This is a genomic window from Clostridium folliculivorans (assembly GCF_024341905.1).
In the GTDB taxonomy this organism is placed as follows: Bacteria; Bacillota; Clostridia; order Clostridiales; family Clostridiaceae; genus Clostridium_AR; species Clostridium_AR folliculivorans.
In genome coordinates, this window is the sequence record NZ_BQXY01000002.1 from 419,769 (window position 1) to 438,677 (window position 18,909).

Annotated in this window: 15 protein-coding genes; 4 read left to right on the forward strand and 11 right to left on the reverse strand. The window is 30.7% G+C overall.

Annotated elements, in window-relative coordinates; genetic code table 11:
* Positions 1 to 258: 258 nt before the first annotated feature.
* Entirely contained in the window at positions 259 to 1,344 is a 1,086-nt protein-coding gene (locus OCU55_RS08345) for a GntR family transcriptional regulator (protein WP_280923794.1), read from the reverse strand.
* Between the two features lie 248 nt (positions 1,345 to 1,592).
* Between OCU55_RS08345 and araA the strand changes: the two genes are divergently transcribed.
* The 3 genes from araA to OCU55_RS08365 all read left to right on the forward strand — a co-directional run bounded on the left by araA (position 1,593) and on the right by OCU55_RS08365 (position 5,424).
* Positions 1,593 to 3,083: an L-arabinose isomerase gene (araA, locus tag OCU55_RS08355; protein WP_261851846.1), complete on the forward strand. Its 1,491-nt coding sequence runs from the start codon at positions 1,593 to 1,595 to the stop codon at positions 3,081 to 3,083.
* Between the two features lie 226 nt (positions 3,084 to 3,309).
* Complete coding sequence (locus tag OCU55_RS08360) at positions 3,310 to 3,987, forward strand: DUF624 domain-containing protein (protein WP_261851847.1); 678 nt, start codon at positions 3,310 to 3,312, stop codon at positions 3,985 to 3,987.
* A 519-nt stretch (positions 3,988 to 4,506) separates the two neighbouring features.
* Positions 4,507 to 5,424 carry an ArsR/SmtB family transcription factor gene (locus OCU55_RS08365; protein ID WP_261851848.1) on the forward strand — a complete coding sequence of 306 codons (918 nt, stop codon included), beginning with the start codon at positions 4,507 to 4,509 and terminating at the stop codon, positions 5,422 to 5,424.
* 211 nt (positions 5,425 to 5,635) lie between these two features.
* On the opposite strand, the gene OCU55_RS08370 is transcribed toward OCU55_RS08365, so the two are convergent.
* From OCU55_RS08370 to OCU55_RS08405, 8 genes are all read right to left on the reverse strand, one after another.
* Positions 5,636 to 7,051, reverse strand: coding sequence for an arabinan endo-1,5-alpha-L-arabinosidase (locus OCU55_RS08370; protein WP_345795592.1), 1,416 nt, complete (start codon positions 7,049 to 7,051; stop codon positions 5,636 to 5,638).
* A 206-nt stretch (positions 7,052 to 7,257) separates the two neighbouring features.
* Positions 7,258 to 8,754: an arabinosylfuranosidase ArfA gene (gene arfA, locus OCU55_RS08375; RefSeq protein ID WP_261851849.1), complete on the reverse strand. Its 1,497-nt coding sequence runs from the start codon at positions 8,752 to 8,754 to the stop codon at positions 7,258 to 7,260.
* A 46-nt stretch (positions 8,755 to 8,800) separates the two neighbouring features.
* On the reverse strand, positions 8,801 to 9,688 hold the full coding sequence (locus OCU55_RS08380) for a carbohydrate ABC transporter permease (protein WP_261851850.1): 888 nt from the start codon (positions 9,686 to 9,688) through the stop codon (positions 8,801 to 8,803).
* 19 nt (positions 9,689 to 9,707) lie between these two features.
* Positions 9,708 to 10,595, reverse strand: a complete 888-nt coding sequence (locus OCU55_RS08385; protein ID WP_261851851.1) for a carbohydrate ABC transporter permease — start codon at positions 10,593 to 10,595, stop codon at positions 9,708 to 9,710.
* Positions 10,596 to 10,732: 137 nt separating this feature from the next.
* The gene (locus OCU55_RS08390; protein ID WP_261851852.1) at positions 10,733 to 12,103 is read right to left on the reverse strand and encodes an ABC transporter substrate-binding protein; all 1,371 of its coding nucleotides are present in this window, start codon (positions 12,101 to 12,103) and stop codon (positions 10,733 to 10,735) included.
* A 1,013-nt stretch (positions 12,104 to 13,116) separates the two neighbouring features.
* Entirely contained in the window at positions 13,117 to 13,752 is a 636-nt protein-coding gene (locus OCU55_RS08395; protein WP_261851853.1) for a class I SAM-dependent methyltransferase, read from the reverse strand.
* 507 nt (positions 13,753 to 14,259) lie between these two features.
* Positions 14,260 to 14,457 carry a cold-shock protein gene (locus OCU55_RS08400; RefSeq protein WP_261851854.1) on the reverse strand — a complete coding sequence of 66 codons (198 nt, stop codon included), beginning with the start codon at positions 14,455 to 14,457 and terminating at the stop codon, positions 14,260 to 14,262.
* A gap of 265 nt (positions 14,458 to 14,722) precedes the next feature.
* Entirely contained in the window at positions 14,723 to 15,847 is a 1,125-nt protein-coding gene (locus tag OCU55_RS08405) for an NADH-dependent flavin oxidoreductase (protein ID WP_261851855.1), read from the reverse strand.
* 283 nt (positions 15,848 to 16,130) lie between these two features.
* Between OCU55_RS08405 and OCU55_RS08410 the strand changes: the two genes are divergently transcribed.
* Positions 16,131 to 16,823 carry a DinB family protein gene (locus OCU55_RS08410; protein ID WP_261851856.1) on the forward strand — a complete coding sequence of 231 codons (693 nt, stop codon included), beginning with the start codon at positions 16,131 to 16,133 and terminating at the stop codon, positions 16,821 to 16,823.
* Positions 16,824 to 16,870: 47 nt separating this feature from the next.
* On the opposite strand, the gene OCU55_RS08415 is transcribed toward OCU55_RS08410, so the two are convergent.
* Together OCU55_RS08415 and OCU55_RS08420 are read right to left on the reverse strand one after the other, a co-directional pair.
* Positions 16,871 to 17,671 (reverse strand): aminoglycoside adenylyltransferase domain-containing protein, encoded by an 801-nt coding sequence (locus OCU55_RS08415; RefSeq protein WP_261851857.1) that lies wholly within the window; start codon positions 17,669 to 17,671, stop codon positions 16,871 to 16,873.
* 333 nt (positions 17,672 to 18,004) lie between these two features.
* The gene (locus OCU55_RS08420; protein ID WP_261851858.1) at positions 18,005 to 18,838 is read right to left on the reverse strand and encodes a methyl-accepting chemotaxis protein; all 834 of its coding nucleotides are present in this window, start codon (positions 18,836 to 18,838) and stop codon (positions 18,005 to 18,007) included.
* Between the last annotated feature and the right edge of the window lie 71 nt (positions 18,839 to 18,909).

Here is an 18,909-nt window from a genome sequence, read left to right on the forward strand (position 1 = left end):
GAATTACTAATACGTAAAAACTAAAAAGTTACCTATAAAACACCTATCAGATTACGTTATTTTAAACCTTTTCAAATTGATAAGTACTTAATACCTAAATACAAAAAACCTTTCTATTATAGAACTCTTTTTTCATAATAAAAGTCTATCGTTATTCATACAAATACCCTTTATTGTACGTACAAATATCTTTAAAAAAATATATGTAAAATACATTAGCTTAGCCTTTTACAGCTAGCTAATTATATTTTAAGCAAATTAAAGTCCTGTGGTGGACGCTCTAACTATTAGTTCCGGTTTATATACGTAGGAACTATGATCAACTCTTCCTTCAATTACATCCATGAGCATTCTTGAAGCTTTTCTTCCAAGATCTTCTTTTGGATGCCTTATTGTTGTTAGTTTTACTTCTGTAGCAGTAGCAATGTAAGAATCATCATACCCTACTAACGCTATATCTTCTGGTACTCTAAGGCCTTCTTCTCTGATTGCTTGAAGCGCTTGAACAGCTATTTGATCGTTATAACAAACAATTGCTGTTGGTCTATCTTTTCTTCTAAGAAGTCCGTTAGTAAACTCTTGAGGAAAATATTCTTTTTCCTTAGTACCATACTTTCCAATATTATGGTCATTGGTAGTAATTTCTTTTTCCTTAAGTGCTTTTAAATATCCAACTTCTCTATTTAACCCTTGCAAGTCATCATTTTTAAAAATGCCAGCAATATTTTTATGACCAATCTGAAGAAGATATTTAGTTAATATGTATGCACCTTCTACATCATCCATACCAACGAAAGGTCCACTAAGCTCCTTATACTTACTATTAATCATTATATAAGGAATATTTCTTTTTTCTAACTCTCTATAATAAGCTAAATTTGTATTTTCTGCTGCACTCATAGTAGGTTCAACTATAAGACCAGCCACTCCATTTTCAATTATTTTCTCTAAGCACTCTTTTTCTTTTTGCTTCTCATTGTTTGTATTGTAGAGAAGTAGATTGTAACCAGCAGAACTTAAAACCTCTTCTATTCCAGATATTATTGAAGGAAAAATATAGTTTGATATATAAGTAGTTAAAACTGCAATTGTCTTCTGCTCGTTTGACTTATTCTTCTCACTATAACTACAAAAGGTTCCTTTGCCTTGTTCCCTCTTTATGTAGCCATTATTTTCTAATTCCATAAAAGCTTGCCTTACTGTGTGTCTACTTACAGAAAACTTATCAACAATTTCATTTTCAGTTAAAAGTTGATCACCATAGGCAATTCTTCCTTCTTCCATTTCTTTCTTAAAAAAGGACGCTATCTGCATGTATTTTGATATTTTTGCTTCTTCACGCATATAGTTATTTCTCCTCAAATTATTTGTACGTATGTCCTATAATTCTATTTTATAACAATATTTCTTTATGTCAATGCCTATAAACCCTAAAACTCTAAAAAAATAATATTTATTTTCTTAATATTTATATTGAAATAAAATAATAAAAGGTTTACAATATACTCAAATGGTACGTACAAATTCTAAATTTCATTGCAAATTTGTATGTTTATTACTTAATATAACTTAACTAAAAGGGAGGATGTAAAATGCTTAAAACAAAACCTTATGAATTTTGGTTTGTAACAGGTAGTCAACATTTATACGGAGAGGAAACACTTAAAGAGGTAGAAGACCATTCTAAAGAAATAGCTGAAAATTTAAACGAAAAATTAGGATCACAACATAAAATTGTTTTTAAAAAAATACTAACTAGCTCAAGTTCAATAGCTAAGTTATGTATAGATGCAAATTCAGATGAAAACTGTGCAGGTATAATAACTTGGATGCATACTTTTTCACCTGCAAAGATGTGGATAGCTGGATTACAACAACTAAATAAACCACTTCTTCACTTACACACTCAATACAATCGTGAAATTCCATGGAGCACTATGGATATGGACTTCATGAACACTAATCAATCAGCTCACGGAGATAGAGAATATGGTTTTATCGGAGCTAGAATGCAAGTTAAAAGAAAAATTGTTGTAGGTCATTGGCAAGACGAAGATGTTCTAGCTAAAATAGCAAGTTGGACAAGGGTTTCTGTTGCATTTGTTGAAGGTAAAACTCTAAAGGTTGCTCGTTTTGGTGATAACATGAGAAATGTTGCTGTAACTGAAGGTGACAAGGTTGAAGCTCAAATCAAATTAGGCTGGGAAGTTCATGCTTATGGAATCTGTGATTTAGTAGATGAAATGGCTACAATCACTGAAGAGCAAGTAGATGAATTAATGAAAGAGTATGAAAGCGAATACGACTTTGCTGAAGATTTACTCGTTCCTGGTCCAAAGAGAGATGCTGTTAGAGAGCAAGCTAAGATCGAATTAGGTCTTGAATCTTTCCTTGTAAGAGGCAGCTTTAGCGCATTCACAACTAACTTTGAAGACTTACATGGAATGAAACAACTTCCTGGTCTTGCTGCTCAACACTTAATGGCTAAGGGCTATGGCTTTGGAGGCGAAGGTGATTGGAAGACAGCTGCACTAGTTCGTGTTATGAAGATAATGGCCGAAAACAAAGGCACTGCTTTCATGGAGGATTACACTTATCACTTAGAACAAGGAAATGAATTAATTTTAGGCGCACACATGTTAGAAGTTTGCCCAACAATTGCTGCAACAAAACCTAGAATTGAAGTTCACCATCTAGGAATAGGTGACAAAGAAGATCCAGCAAGATTAGTATTTGATGGAGCTGCAGGTTCAGGTCTTTGTGCTTCCCTACTTGATATGGGTAACCGCTTTAGATTATTAATAAATGAAGTTGAAGCTGTTAAGATAGAAAAAGAGTTACCTAAACTTCCAGTTGCAAGAATTCTTTGGAAGCCACTTCCTTCATTAAAGGAATCAGCTGAAGCATGGATACTTGCTGGTGGAGCTCATCATACTAGTTTCTCCTTCGAAGTAACTACTGATCAATTATTAGATTATGCTGAAATGATTGGAATGGAAACTCTTATCATAGATGCTGACACTAAAATTCGTGATTTCAGAAACCAAATACTTTGGAATGACGTTGCTTGGAAATTAAGATAGTTTCCCCCTATACTTCTAGAAATAAATCTTAATATATTTAATCCCCAGCATCATTAAATAATGATGCTGGGGTGATAAAAATCTAACAAATGCTAAAGCATTTCTATTCATGTTATAATAATATAAATTTATTTTAGTATTTAAGTCTAATTATACATAAGAAAATATAGTTTAATTTCAATACTAAAATCAGTTTATATAATATTTTAAGATGCGGAGTGATATTATGGCTAACAATAACGATTTCGGAGATAGCAATTTAAGCAAAGTACTTAACTATGTTCATTGGTTTTTCATTACGAATATTTACTTCTTTTTATGTAATATTCTATTTATCATATGTGCATATACTGTTGAAATAAAATTTGACAATATATTGGTGTTTTTAATTGCTCTAATCCCTACTGGTCCATCAATTACTGCAGTGTGCTCTTCTATGGGTAAGATAGTTAGAGAAAAATATTTGGATACAACGAAAGATTTTTTTAGAGCCTATAAAGATAATTTCTTTTCTTCAATGAAATTGTGGATTTTATTTCTTTTAACCACTTTCATTCTACTACTTGATATAAAATTATGTTTTATAAATAAAAGCTTTTTATTTTTATTAATACCAACTGTTATAATTTTGTTTCTGCTAATTTTGATTTTTTCATATGCCTTCCCTATATTATCAAGGTTTAGCATGAAGACAATTGATATAATCAAATTATCCATTTATTTAGCACTAAAAAACCCTTTTGTTTCATTAATTAATATAGCAGTACTTATTGTAGCTACCCTCTTATTTATTGAAGGAAGAGGTATAATCGGTCTATTCTTAGGAAGCCTAGCCGCATATGGCATAGTATTTAATATGAGAAAAGTATTCGATTATGTAGAAAAAAAATTTATAAGCCCATAAGTTATTCATTATATATAAAAATATGAAGTCACGTAAAAGTGCTTCATATTTTTTTATCTCTATACCACACTATATATAACTCTTTAAACCAAACTCTTTATTTGGTATAACGCCTTATATATCATATATTAATATTAATTATTTAACGAAATGATTTAATAATATTAAATAATAAAGTGATATTAAATAGCTCTTAATTTTTCACCAAATATCCAGCAACTATTTTACCTTTATCTAAATATGTGAAAATATGTTATATTTGTTAGTGTAAATGATTAAACAATTGCTATTACTGTATACTTTATCTTTTTTTCTTTAGAAAATGAAATTTTATTTTAGAAAAACTTAAAATATTATTTCATTATTTTCCGCAAAATAGTATAATAATGTAAGAGTAGTAGATTTAATTTAAATATAATTTTAAAAGCATGCAATAATTCTTTCGATAGTAATTTCTTTATAGATACTTTCATTGAGTTTATAGCAAAAAATTTTATTAATACTATAGAGGAGAATATCATGATACACATAACTGACTTAAAAGAAAGCTTACCTTTATTCAAAGCTTTAAGCTCTGATATAAGGGTGCAGATAATTGAACTTCTTTCAGAACATAAACAATTAAACATGAATGAATTGGCAGAAAAACTTCAACTTACTAATGGTGCTGTAACAATGCACATAAAGAAATTAGAAGAATGTGGTTTAATAAAAACTAATACCTTAACTGCCAAACACGGGATCCAAAAAATTTGTTATCTACATGAAGATAAATTTGTAATCGACATAGGAACTCAAGATATAGAAAATTCCTATGAATTAGAAATAGGAATAGGCCACTATTCATCTTATGAGATTTCCCCTACATGCGGCATTGCCACAAAAGAAAGACTTATTGGTGAAGTTGACAATCCTAGTTATTTCGCTGATCCAGAAAGAATTAATGCAGATATCTTATGGTTTACCAAGGGTTTTATAGAATATAGAATTCCAAATTATTTAAAACCAGGTCAAGAGTTTTCTGAAATACAAATATCTATGGAAATAAGTTCTGAGGCACCTGGAAACTGCAATATTTGGCCTTCAGATATTCATTTCATACTAAATAACATAAATGTAGGTAGCTGGACCAGTCCTGGAGATTACGCAGATAGCAAAGGAATCTTAACCCCATCTTGGTGGTTCCCAAACTGGAATCAATATGGATTACTAAAACTCTTAACAATCAACAAATTTGGTACATTTATTGATGGATTAAAAATATCAGACACTACAATAGAAGATATTAATTTAAATTATAAGAGCGATTTAATATTAAAGATGGCTGTTCCTGAGGAAACAAAACATGTAGGAGGCTTAACCATCTTTGGCAAAAACTTCGGAAATTATAATCAAGGGTTAAATGTAAGAGTTGTTTATGATGTACTTAATGATTAATAGCAAAAGTTCACTGAAGCGGCTTTCTTCAGTGAACTTTTTTTTGCAGTGCAACCTTAAAAAGCTTATAAAATCATTAAAATATCTAGGGTTAGCTGGAGTGAAAATTTTAACCTTCCTATACAGTAAAATAACTAAAGCACGTAAATTCATTTTATATGAATGTAACGTGCTTTTAACATATATCATAATATTTACTATATAAATAGCTCTATTTACTCATCTTCCCCCATATAGCTAGACCTTTTTTATTGATTCCAGTGAACACTAATGTCGATTTGTTGTTTTCCCAATCCCAAGCAGGAAGAATCTTACCTTGAAACTGATCTTCTTCATTATTTGATAAACTTATAGCAATATCATTATTTCCTTCAATACTCCATTTAGCGTTACCTTCTTTATCTATCTTTCCATTTGACCTAAAGGTATATTGTTCAGATGGTATTATATCATTATTATCCTTTGCTAGTAATATAACATCCCACTGTCCAGGAATTGCATCCTTTGATATTTTTTGTTCTTTTTCTCCTGCATATTTTTCCGGAGATACCATTGGCCAACCATCTTTAGACCATTCAATTTTTCTTACATTTAAATAAAACCAATTCGAATCTTCTTCTGTTCTTATATGATGATAGATATAATAATCATCCCCATCCTTTAAAACCGAATTATGACCAGGTGCTAACCACCCTTCGCTTTCCCCAAATCTATAGCCACCCATAATTTTATTTCCTACTTCATTCGGTTCTATTGTTGTGTCAGTCATATCATTTCCGTTAATATCTAAATAAGGGCCATCAATATTATCAGACCTTCCTACTCTAACATTATAATCTTTCGATAAGGAATCATAAGACTCAAACAAATAATATTGTTCCTGTGTATTATTATATACAATATACGGTCCCTCCACAGCTCCGCTTACAGAGTTATTTCTAGAAGATATATTCTTGCCTTTATCTAAAGAATCAACTGGTTTTCCTGTATTCTTATCAAGCTTAACTATATAAATACCAGTCCAAAAAGAACCATAACTCATCCACATATCACCGTTTTTATCATAAACTATATTAGGGTCTATGGCGTTCATTTTATCGCCTTCTTCACTCTTAATAACAGACCCCATATCCTCCCATGGCCCTTCTATTGATTTACTTCGTTCTAATCCTATATATGATTTATTCTTACCAAAAGACGAAGCAGCATAATATAAATAATAATAATCCCCAATCTTAGTTATGTCAGGTGCCCATAGCCCTTTAGCTCCAGTCCACTCATAAGCACCGGCGGGCACTCCTTCTAAAGCTTGACCAACAAATTGCCAATTTATCATATCTTTCGATTTCCTAACCTGTATTCCAGGCGTTGCAGGTCCACCAACTCTAGCATCAGTAGAAAAAACATAATACGTATCATTGTCTTTGAAAACTGATGGATCATGGGTATTTAACTCTCCCCATTTACTTTTATCATTTATGACCTCTACATCTCTAAGTTTCTCTTGTTTTATTCCACTTGGAAATGTTATATCTTTTAAGGCTTTTTCTTTATTAGCATTAGATGAACAACCAATAAAACTAGTTAAAAAAAGTAGTGAAATTGTTATCTGAAAATATCGTTTAATATTAAAACCTCCTTTTCAATTGCTAAAGTTTTTTTAATTTCTACTCTTGTTTTAGCTGTATACCTAAAAATCTATGCTAGCCACTTTAAATCGTTAGTTTTAGCTCACATAAAATCCTATACAGTAAAATAGGATTTAGCACAGCAATTTAACTTGTGCACTAAATCCTAAATTAGAGAATAATATTATGAAAATTATGTTTTGAACTATTTATTACAACTAATTCTTATCATATTCCATGAGAGTTTCGGAATAACTATATTTAAACTACCTTCTCTAACTTCAGGAATATCTACATTCCTTGGTTTAACATTTTCAGGATTTTCGAAAGTATTAGTAGCATTAAGATCTGGACCATCTAATACAACATGTTCTATAACCTTTAGCCCTCCAAATGATCTTAACTCTGCTGATAATTCTACATCATCAATTTGATCACAATTAAGTGCAAATATAGTTATAGTATTGTCTTCTTTATTATAAGTAGCTGTTGATTGCACAATTGGTATTTCACCATGTAAATTGGTTTTAAAAGTCGGCGCATCAAGCAAGACATTTAGCACTTCTCCTCTACCATAGGTGGATACCTGTTGAAAAGGATAAAAAGTAGTCTGCTTTAGAACCGCCCCTCCCTTTCTAGTAAAAATAGGCGCTATAACATTAACCAATTGAGCAAGACACGCTATTTTAACTCTATCAGCATGCTTAAGCAATGAGCACATTAATCCTCCAAACACTAGAGCATCTAATAAGGAGTATATATCTTCCAATATAGGCGGAGCAACTTCCCAATCAGTAAGCTTTATCTTCTTCTGATACCAAACATTCCATTCATCAAAAGAAAGATACATAGTTTTATTACTTCTTTTTTTGGCTTTTACATAATCAGCTGTGCTTACGATTGTATTAATAAACTTCTCCATATCTGCAAAGGATCCTAAGAAATCCTCAATGTTACCAAAGTTCTCATAATACCTATGGCAGGATATGTAATCAACTTGTTCATAAAGATATTCAAGAACCGTTCTGTCCCATTCAGGAAAAGTTGGTATTTCAGCATTTGAGCTTCCGCATGCTACAAGTTCAATTGTTGGATCTACCCATTTCATTATCTTAGCAGCTTCTAAAGCCTTTTTACCATAGTCATCTGCATTCAAATGACCTATCTGCCATGGTCCATCCATTTCATTCCCTAAACACCATAATTTAAAATTATGTGGTTCTTCATGTCCATTCTTCTTTCTTAGTTCGCTTAAATCTGTATCACCAGGGTGATTACAGTATTCAACAAAATATCCAGCATCTTGAGGAGTGCCAGTACCTAAGTTAACAGCTATCATAGGCTCAATATCAGCCTTTTTTGCCCAATCTACAAACTCATCAATTCCAACTTCGTTTGTTTCAGTTGTTCTCCATGCGTAATCAAGTCTCCTAGGTCTATCTTCTTTAGGTCCTATACCGTCTCTCCAATTATATCCAGATACAAAATTTCCACCTGGATATCTAACCATAGGAACCTTTAGTTCCTTAATTAATTCCATAACATCTTGTCTAAATCCTTGATCATCTGCCGTTGGATGATCTGGCTCATATATTCCTGTATAAACTGCCCTTCCTAGATGTTCAATGAAAGAAGCAAACATACGTGGATCCACTTCTGAAATCTTATAATTTTTGTCTACAAAATATTTTACTTTTTTCATAACTATTTCTCCTTTTTAGTTTTAAAGCTGCTACTATATGTTAAAACTAACCTTTTACTCCGCTTATTGCCACAGACTCTATAATCCACTTTTGGAAGACTATAAATACAATTATAATAGGAAGCATTGCAACTACAGATGCTGCCATTATTAGTGGATAATCAGTTTGAATTGCATATGTTGCGTTAAATGATTGTATAACAGTTTGAATAGTCATTTTCTCTGGTGTACTTATATATATAGCTGGTGCTAAGAAGTCATTCCATATTCCCATGAACCACAGTATTATCTGAGCAGACAAGGCTGGACCAGTTAGAGGGAATATTATCTTATAATATATTTTAAAGAAGGAACATCCATCTATTTTTGCTGCGTCTATAATATCATTAGGTATACCTTGTATATACTGTCTTAAGAAGAATATCATCGTTACGTTACCGAATAATCCCGGAACTATAAGTGGTAATAATGAATCTACCCAACCTATCTTTGAGAAGAAAACGAATTGAGGAATCATTACAACTGGGAAAGGGATCATCATTGTACCAAGTAAAGCTAAAAATATCTTATTTTTATGTGGAAAATTAAGTTTTGCAAAACTGAAAGCTGCTAAACTTGATGTAAAAGTACCTACTACAGTAACTGTTACCCCAACCTTTAAGCTGTTTATGAAACCACTTAATAGCGGCCCCTTTTCCCATATTTCAGAGTATTTACCCCAAACGAAAGGTTTTGGTATCCATACTGGTGGTAATTGGAACACTTGGAGTTTCTCTTTTACGGAAGTAGAAACCATCCAAAGCAATGGTACTATCATGACCAATGATCCTGCTAACAATAAAAGAAATATAATTATATTAGCTATCTGAGTTCTTCTTTTCATTCCTGACATTTCGTATTTTGGTTTCTTTTTGATTGTTTCAGTATTTAGCACTTATATCACCTCTTTCTTGTTAGCTTTCGAAGAATGTATCATTATTTCTAAATTGAATTAGTGTAACTATAAATATGAATATCGCTAGAAGCCATGCAACTGCACAGGCATATCCCATTTGGTAATTTTTAAAGGCCTTATCCCATAAATAGTAAACTATTGTTGCTGCACTATAGTTGGGACCACCATTGTCAGTCATTATGTTTGGTTCAACGAACATTTGTGAACCACCTATGATGCCTGTTATAACCATATAGAATGTAACCGGCTTTAAAAGTGGAATTGTGATATATTTAAATATGTTAAAAGAAGTTGCTCCATCTAATTGAGCTGCTTCGTAATAGTCTTTTGAAATACTTTGTATACCTGCTAGGTATAAAAGCATAGAGCCTCCAAGACCCTTCCATATAGCCATCCCCATAATGGCTGGCTTAACAGTAGTTTCATTAAATAACCAGTTTGGTCCTTTTATATGGAACCAACTATCTAATAATTGATTTAGTAGACCGTAGTCTCCGTTATATACCCATCTCCATAGTATTGATACAGCTGCTACAGAGGATATAACTGGTATATAATAAATAACTCTAAAAGCTTTTATTCCGAATATTTTTCTATTCATCATTAGTGCTAATGCTAAAGCTAAAATAAGTCCGATAGGAATACCAATCATCATAAATACTGTATTATAAAGCGATCTCCAAAAGTTTATATCATGGAACATATCTTTAAAGTTTTGAAGACCTACAAAATGTATATCACCTATTGAGCTCCAATCAGTGAATCCTGCATAAAGCGAAAACATTAACGGGCCAAAGGCAAAAAGGAAAAAACCAAGTACTGGTGCAAGAACAAATAATAGACCTGCTTTACGCTCTTTAGCATAATAGTCTGATTTTATAGCCATGATTCCACCACCTATTATTATATTAATTACCGCGCTTACCTTATTATTTCTAGCTATTTTTACATTTAAGTACTGAATCTTTATTTATTGCAGAAGAATAATGGTCTCTTCTGCAATAAATAAATGATTATTTTAAATTATTTCTTCTTTTCTTTCTTTTCTCTTTCAATAGCTTTGTCTAAAAGTTCTTGCATCTTAGGTTGAACTTCTTTACAGTAAGCTGCTGCTGTCTTCTTACCATCTAAAACTGGTTGAATTCCTTCGAAGAACTTATTGATCCATTCAGCATTGTAAGTGTACTCTGCTGGCATTGATCTACCAGTATTTTCAATTATATTTAGGAATTCTTGCTTATTTTCAGGTTGAATATTTGCATTATTCACATATTCATTCTTAGCCATTGACATTAAGTTTGGAACCTGGATTTGCATTTCTGAAACCATCTTATTTGCATCTTTATCTGTTGATAAGAATGTTGCTAAGTTAACAGCTTCTTGTGGGTGTTTTGTATTCGCTCCAACTGCAAAACCAACTGATCCTAACCATGTAGCCGACTTACCAGTTGCAGGGCTTGCTGGATATGGTATTATGTCATATTTGAAAGGAAGATCCTTAAATGCTGCTATATCCCATGGAGCTACAGCAAAAAATGCTAATTGTCCTTTTAACCATCTTTGATAAGTATCAAGTGTTTGACCTTCTTGTGCCGAAGGAGTTATTTTATTTTTTAAAGTTTGATCTGCGAAGAATTGTAATGCTTCAGCGAACTTTGGATCATCAACAGTTACTTTTGTCTTAGATTCATCTAAGAAGTCTGCTCCGTTACTCCATACAAAACTTTGAAGTGTCCAGTTAACATTTAAACCAGTTCCCCATTGATCCATTTTTCCATCGCCGTTTGTGTCCTTAGTAAGCTTCTTACAAACATCAATCCATTCATCCCATGTATAAGGCTTATTTTTATCTGGAAGAGGAATTCCGGCTTTTATAAACATATCTTTGTTATATCCAAATCCGAAAGGTCCTATATCCTTTGGTAGCGCATATTGATCTCCTTGTCCAATCTTTTCACCATCGTATTTATATTTTGCAAGTCCTTTTGGCCATATATCAGATAAATCTAATATTTTAGCTTCTTCTGCCTTTTTAAGATACGGAGTCATATCCAATATATTTCCTGAATTAACCCAAGCTTTTACATCTCCTGGATTCATGTATAATACATCGGGTAGTTTCTTTGATGCCATTGAGGCTTGTATTTTTTGTCCATATTGATCAGCTGTAGTAGAAACGATCTTAACCTTTACATTTGGATACTTAGCTTCAAATTTCTTTATTACTTGATCAAAAACCTTAGTTTCTTGTGGTTGTCCATAACACATCCAAGTAAGTTCGATTTTTCCATCAGATGAAGCAGTTTCTTTCTTATTTCCACAACCTACAAATACTGACGCTACTACTACTGCAGTAATAAGAATTGACATTATTTTTTTTGATCTTTTTAACATACATTCTCCCCCTTGATAGTTTTAAACGTAGAATTTTAATGTTTTGTAAAATTATTTAGTTTAGGCCTATACTTCCATGAGTTTAAAGCTTTTAACTCATTTTTCTTTTGTTTTAATATTATATGAAATAATATTAAGCTTGTCTTCGTCTTTCTCTCTTTTAAAGATTGAAAAGCAGAGGAAAACATTTTACACTTTCAAACTCAACAATTATAGTGTATAATTTTCTAGTAAACATTTTCATTTTCGTTAAAAAAATATTTATTTTCTCACTATTATTGCTTTTTCATTTGTTTGTTCCTTGATTATATTATAACTCGTATAAATATTAAGTCAATGCTTTACTTTAAATTTATTTAAAATATTTTATAATTTATTAAAACAAACATGTGAATTCCTGATTTTATGCGATTATAATACGTTTTTAAATATATTTAATTTACATTATGCTAAATATAATTTATTAGAAATCAACCTTTTTTGGTGTTGCCAGTCTTTTTTAACTAGATTTATTATAACCAAGTTCTACTATATACCTACAAAAACACATTAGTTTAAAATCCTTTAAAAAGAAATCAAGATATGCTTTTAAACTTTACTAAATTAATGAAATACAACTTAATTATCAAAGATCCATTTAAAACCTTCATAGTTCACATTGCATAATTTTAAAACAGATTCTATTGCAATGTATTAATTCAAAAGTATAGTAATAATTAGATATAGTTTTATGCCAGATTGAATTTATCATATTTGTACGGACATCTATACTATTAATATTACATTATTGAGCATACAAGTCAATGATTTCAAAGAAAATATTTTACACTTTTATTTAATTATACCCCTTCATTATACATTAAGTTAAATCATATACTATTTTATGTTATTTATTTGGATTTAGAAAACTTATTTATATATTGTGTTAAATTCAACTTTATCATTTTATTTTTTCATAACAACTGACATAGCAAAAAACAAGGAGAAATACAAAATTCCCCCTCACCTCGTCCTCACTTATTTTTTTTACACATGCACCTTAACCAATTCTTATCTTCTATCAGATCAATTTCTATTTTTCCAAAACCCACATCCTTTAATAACAGTTCAAGCTCATCAGAACTAAATATATTCATATTCCCTACTTCCTCAAATTTTTCATTTCTTTCTTTAAATTTGTCGCTTCTATACATTTCATTTATAATTACAAAAGTCCCTTCAATCTTTAATATTCTTTTTATCTCTTCAAAACAACCTTTAATATTAGGCCAAAAGTATATTGTTTCTACAGCAGTAATTAAATCAAACTTTTCATTTTTAAAAGGAATACTCTCAGCAGTTCCCTGAAAGATTTCTACTTTATTTTCATCAATAAGTTTCTTATTCAAATCAATAGACCATTTAACACAATCATCTGAATAGTCCATACCATAAACTTTTCCACTCTCAGCTTTTTCCGCTAACCGATTTACTGTTTTTCCTCCCCCACAACCAATATCTAAAATAAAACAATTCTTATTTACATCAATTTTTTCAAGCCCCCAAGTAGTGAGATTATAGTGACTTTCATTCATGTTTTCAACAACTATCTTCCCTACATCACCAGTGGGTCTTCTACATTGATTCAATCTTCTAGCAATTTCACTCATATATAACATCCTTTCTAAGCTACTAATTTTTATAGAGAAACTACTTCAACCAGAAAACTATCTCCAAAGCTTTTATAGTTTCTAGTTATAAAACCTAAAAACATAAGTTTTACAATCAACTGCTACATCTGTAAGAATAAAAACAACCAGCAGTGTTGCAAGACAAACTCATTCTAATTTATCCTTCTTTAAATATTCTTTCCATGTTCATATAAAATATCTCAATCAAATATCTATATACAGGCATCACTCAAACTAAAATGATACCAACTTTCCTCATAAGTTCAATTTCATTCAAGCACATACCCCTTATTGCAAATTACATTTTTAATAAAGTCTCATTTCACTATTATTGTAAAATAAAAATAGCCATAATCCATTTATATCAATGAATTATAGCTACAACCAATTAAACATATAAAGTTTTGAAATAAATAAATAAATAAATAAATAAATAAATAAATAAAAACCCTTAAAGAAAAATCTTTAAGGGTTAAATATCAACTATTAAGCTAAAGTGATATTTTCAGCTTGAGGTCCCTTAGGTCCTTGAGCTACTTCGTAGTTTACTTTTTGTCCTTCTTCAAGACTCTTGTAACCTTCTTTTTGGATTTGTGAGAAATGAGCGAAAACGTCTTTTCCATCTTCTCCTGTTATAAATCCGTATCCTTTTTCTGCATTAAACCATTTAACTGTACCAGTCATTCTGTGTACCTCCGAAATTTTATTTTTTTCTTAAACTTCTGTAATAATTCACAATAAAATTTCGATGTCCTCATAATAATAAGCACTAATTGAAATATATTTGTGTTACATTATTTACGTTTCATTTAAGTTACATTTATATAATAACATTAATATTTATATAAATCAACCTCTTATTTTTAATTTTAGTAATAAAATCTAATTTTTATTATAAAAATAGTTCTCGAATCCTATGATACATCTTTATGCATGTAATACAAACTAATTAATCTGTTATAGGAAACCATCCTGGCGCATTTATAATATTTTCCCAAAGAACTTCAGGTATATCTAATATATTCTTATCACTTTTACTTATTGAAGTGCGTATCTCATCAATTTTATCATCTTTAACCTTTTCCAACCACTCAGGCTCCATTATTAGCTCTCTTCCTAATGCTAAAAATTCTATTCCACTATCCAACGCCTTCAGCGCCTCATCGGGAGTATGAATAGATCCCACACCTATTAGTGGTACTCTTCCCTCAATCTTATCTTTAATCTTTAATATAGTAGGGTCTGTTATTGAGTTATTTCTAATCGAACCTTGCCAAAAGTTATTTAATGATACATGTAAGTAATTTAAGTCTTGTTTTGATAGCACATCTACAAATGCCAAAGTATCCTCTAAAGTTATTCCTGGGTTCTCCAGTTCCTCAGGAGAAAAGCGATACCCTACAATGAAATCACTTTTCCCTTCATTTTTTACTGCTTTATTTACTTCATCTATTACGGCTAAAGGAAATTTCATTCTTTTCTCAATATTTCCTCCCCAGTTATCGTTTCTTCTATTTGAGTGCGGTGAGAAAAATTGCTGAATTAGGTAAGTGTTAGCTCCATGTATTTCAACACCATCAAATCCAGCTAAAATAGCCCTTCTTGTAGTTTCACCAAAAGCTTTTATGGTATAATATATTTCGTCATCTGTCATTTCTCTTGGTGTAATAGTCCCAGCTCTAACTGGAGCTACTGCACTTGCGCTTATGGTTTCCCCATTTGGTATTTCATTTGGCAACGCCATTCTTCCAGCATGGAAAATTTGAAGTATCGCTAACGCTCCTTCTTCTTTGATAGTTTGAGCCAGCAACTTTAAACTAGGCAAAAATTCATCTGAATAAGCTGCAAATTGTCCTGAAAACCCTTTACCAGATGGAGTAACATATGTTGTAGCCGTTATTACCATACCAACATTTTTTGCTCTTCTTTTATAATACAATAACTCTGCTTCAGAAACATTTCCGTTTGATTGGCCAGCAAAAGTAGTCATAGGAGACATCACCATTGGATTCTTAACTGTTTTTCCTCCTAAAAGTTTTCTCGATTCAAATAGTCTTTCATACTTTGAGTTCAAAAAAATCACCCTCTCTTCATAAATATTTCTTCTCATCTCTTTGGTATAATTTTACTACAACTTTCTATAAGTGCAAGTTATTTTTTATTAATAATTAGTATTGGTTACTTTTAACATTCAGTAGACATCCCCATTATATAATTCACTGATTTTTAGGTTTTATACTTAATAATTGAATTTTTAAACTTTTGTAAATATATGTTATAATTGTATGAAAGTATTTTAAACTATATTGTGATTTAAGATTCAGCAGTGTTTTGTAATATAAGGGAGATTAAGAATTATGGTAGATAAAAAATTCCAGTGGAATGAAAATCAAAAGAAATTAAAATCATTTCTATTAGACAACACTAACTTTGAAACGGCTATTAAACTATGTCTAAATCAGCACTCTATGGTGCATCTTTCTGAAATGTCATCTATAACAACAAATAGCTTTGAGGATGATTTATGGGAAAATTTAGATGAAACCACTTTAAGAACTTCTACTAACGAGAAAGGTAGAACAATCTTATATGGTTTGTGGCACTCAGCTAGAATTGAAGATATAACAATGAATATTCTTGTAGCTGGTGATGAACAGGTAATTAATACTGAAGATTGGCTTAGAAGAACACAATCTTCAATTTGTACTACTGGAAATGAGCTTAATCCAATCGAAATCTTGGAATTTAGCAAAGGCTTAGAAATAAATGAACTTCGTAACTACAGAATAGCTGTAGGAAGAAAGTCTCAACATATTATTAGAAATCTTGAATTTACAGATCTAAAAAGAAAATTTTCTAAAGAAGCATTAAGTAGAATTATTGAAGAAAAAGCTGTATCCAATCTCCCTGATGCAAATTGGCTTATTGACTTTTGGAGCAAAAAAACTATTTCTGGTATCCTACTTATGCCCGTTACACGACATCATATAGTTCATATAAACGAATGCTTTAAAGCAAAGAATAAATATCTGAAAGCTATAAACAAGTAAGTTTTCTCTAATTCTTAAAACTAGTTTAAGGTTGAAGAGTTAAATTTCTAAATCAAATTATATTTATCATTACAATAAATTATTATATTTTCAACGAAATCTCTTGCATCTCGTAGTCTATCCACTCTACCCTTGTACAAAGACTTTTTCGAAGCTCCAGTTCTTATCCTTAACGCTTCTGAAATAATCATTTTGTATTTTTCATTTACCATCATATTAGCTGCAAATTTCGCAGCCTCTGTCTTGGAGGTAATTTTATTATTTTCAAAAGTATATAATATCCTGCATAATGTTAAAATTGAAAATTCAATCCAGTAATCTGTTATAAAGATAAATTTATTTTCTAGTTTTCTTTTCCAATAACAATTAATATTATAGTTCATGTTTGTTATTACGTTTTTCCATTCAATATTTAACTGCAAATTTGAAATACTTGGGCTCTTTATGGCAACTCCATAATTTCTCAGCATCCACCAAGTAACAGAATTTATATCATAATATCCATACTCATGAAGCTTTTTATTTGAAAAGTATACATATGGTGGAATCTCATCATTTCCTTTACCCACTTTATCAATTCTTATATACATCCCTTCCATCTTACTAGCATATTTGTATGCATTCAAAAGTTTTTGATGAATTAATTTTAATTTTTTTAAATCTACATCATCAAAATCTTCATTAATAATTGTTAGAAAATCTATATCACTCTTACTGTCGTCAAAATTTCCCAATGTAACAGAGTTATATATGTACACTCCAAAAATTTTATTATTAAAAGTACATTTTAATTCATTCTCATAAGCAAAAAGTACTTGCTCGACCTTTTGAGGGATTAGTACAGCCATTTTTTCTCCTTTTTAAACTTTACTTGCTTCTAATTTATCTTATGGTAATATTATACATAACATTTTATCAATAAAACAATCAAATTCACATAAACTTAATACTTCAGATACATATTCTTAAAAATCTATCAAAATTATTAGGTTTAGTAATATAAAAACCATATACTTTCCTTTAAAATAAAAAAGTCATTACTTTCATATTGCGAACATATGGATGTACCACTTCGTAATAAAATTTATTATTTTTAAATTCTCTCACCAGAACCCGTGAGAGTTTTAAAAATAGATTTCTGTTCGAAGAGGTACATCTATATCAAAGTAGTGACTTTTATATTAAAGCTTTCTCGCTAATTGATCTAAAATATTGGCATTTGCACTTAGTTCTTGAATTGAAGCCGATATTTCTTCAAAAGTTGCTGCATGTGACTCAAAAACAATACTTGTGTCACTCACTTTCGTTGAAATATTTCCAACTGATCCTTCAATCTCAGTAAGTACACTGTTTATCTTTTTTATTGACTCGCTACTTGAAGCTGATAATTTTCTAATTTCTTGTGCTACTACTCCAAATCCTTTACCGAGATCTCCAGCTCTTGCAGCTTCAATAGCAGCATTTATACCCAACAGATTAGTTTGATGCGAAACATTTTCAACAAATCTTAAAATATCATCTGTTCCTTTTGTGCTTTCTTTTGCAACCTTTACCTCACTTAAAATTTCATTGTTAGAATTAGCAACTCTCTGCATTCCCTCTGTCAAACTTTGGATAGATGCAGATATCTGTTCAAGTGAAGCTGCTACTGCCTCTGAGGTTGATAGCACTTGATTTCTTTTTTCTAGAGATTTACCTATCACAATCGAACCAACTACTATATTATTATCATTCTTTATAGGAATTGCATATGACTTAAAAGGTATGCCGTACACTTCCTTCGGAACATCCATTATAATTGTTTTTCCTGAACTAATTGCTTTATGTATAGCTCCACCTTTAGGAATTATGTCCCCTGCTTTTCCTTTAATCTGTAAGTTACTGCAGTTTTCAATTAACAAATATTTATCTTCATCGGTAATCGCAAAAGATGCTTCATCATCAAATAAAACCATTAAATATGGTAATACTGTGTAAAATGCTTCTAGCACTTCATTTTCTGATATTTTTAACATAATAATTCCCCCTAATGATTTCTTATACGTCATATATAATATTTCGTTTATAGACAGTAAAGCTTTAACAT

Coding starts and splice junctions, on each gene's coding strand:
- OCU55_RS08345 (WP_280923794.1), bottom strand. CDS start 1,344: ATGCGTGAAGAAGCAAAAATATCAAAATACATGCAGATAGCGTCCTTT.
- araA (WP_261851846.1), top strand. CDS start 1,593: ATGCTTAAAACAAAACCTTATGAATTTTGGTTTGTAACAGGTAGTCAA.
- OCU55_RS08360 (WP_261851847.1), top strand. CDS start 3,310: ATGGCTAACAATAACGATTTCGGAGATAGCAATTTAAGCAAAGTACTT.
- OCU55_RS08365 (WP_261851848.1), top strand. CDS start 4,507: ATGATACACATAACTGACTTAAAAGAAAGCTTACCTTTATTCAAAGCT.
- arfA (WP_261851849.1), bottom strand. CDS start 8,754: ATGAAAAAAGTAAAATATTTTGTAGACAAAAATTATAAGATTTCAGAA.
- OCU55_RS08385 (WP_261851851.1), bottom strand. CDS start 10,595: ATGGCTATAAAATCAGACTATTATGCTAAAGAGCGTAAAGCAGGTCTA.
- OCU55_RS08390 (WP_261851852.1), bottom strand. CDS start 12,103: ATGTTAAAAAGATCAAAAAAAATAATGTCAATTCTTATTACTGCAGTA.
- OCU55_RS08395 (WP_261851853.1), bottom strand. CDS start 13,752: ATGAGTGAAATTGCTAGAAGATTGAATCAATGTAGAAGACCCACTGGT.
- OCU55_RS08400 (WP_261851854.1), bottom strand. CDS start 14,457: ATGACTGGTACAGTTAAATGGTTTAATGCAGAAAAAGGATACGGATTT.
- OCU55_RS08410 (WP_261851856.1), top strand. CDS start 16,131: ATGGTAGATAAAAAATTCCAGTGGAATGAAAATCAAAAGAAATTAAAA.
- OCU55_RS08415 (WP_261851857.1), bottom strand. CDS start 17,671: ATGGCTGTACTAATCCCTCAAAAGGTCGAGCAAGTACTTTTTGCTTAT.
- OCU55_RS08420 (WP_261851858.1), bottom strand. CDS start 18,838: ATGTTAAAAATATCAGAAAATGAAGTGCTAGAAGCATTTTACACAGTA.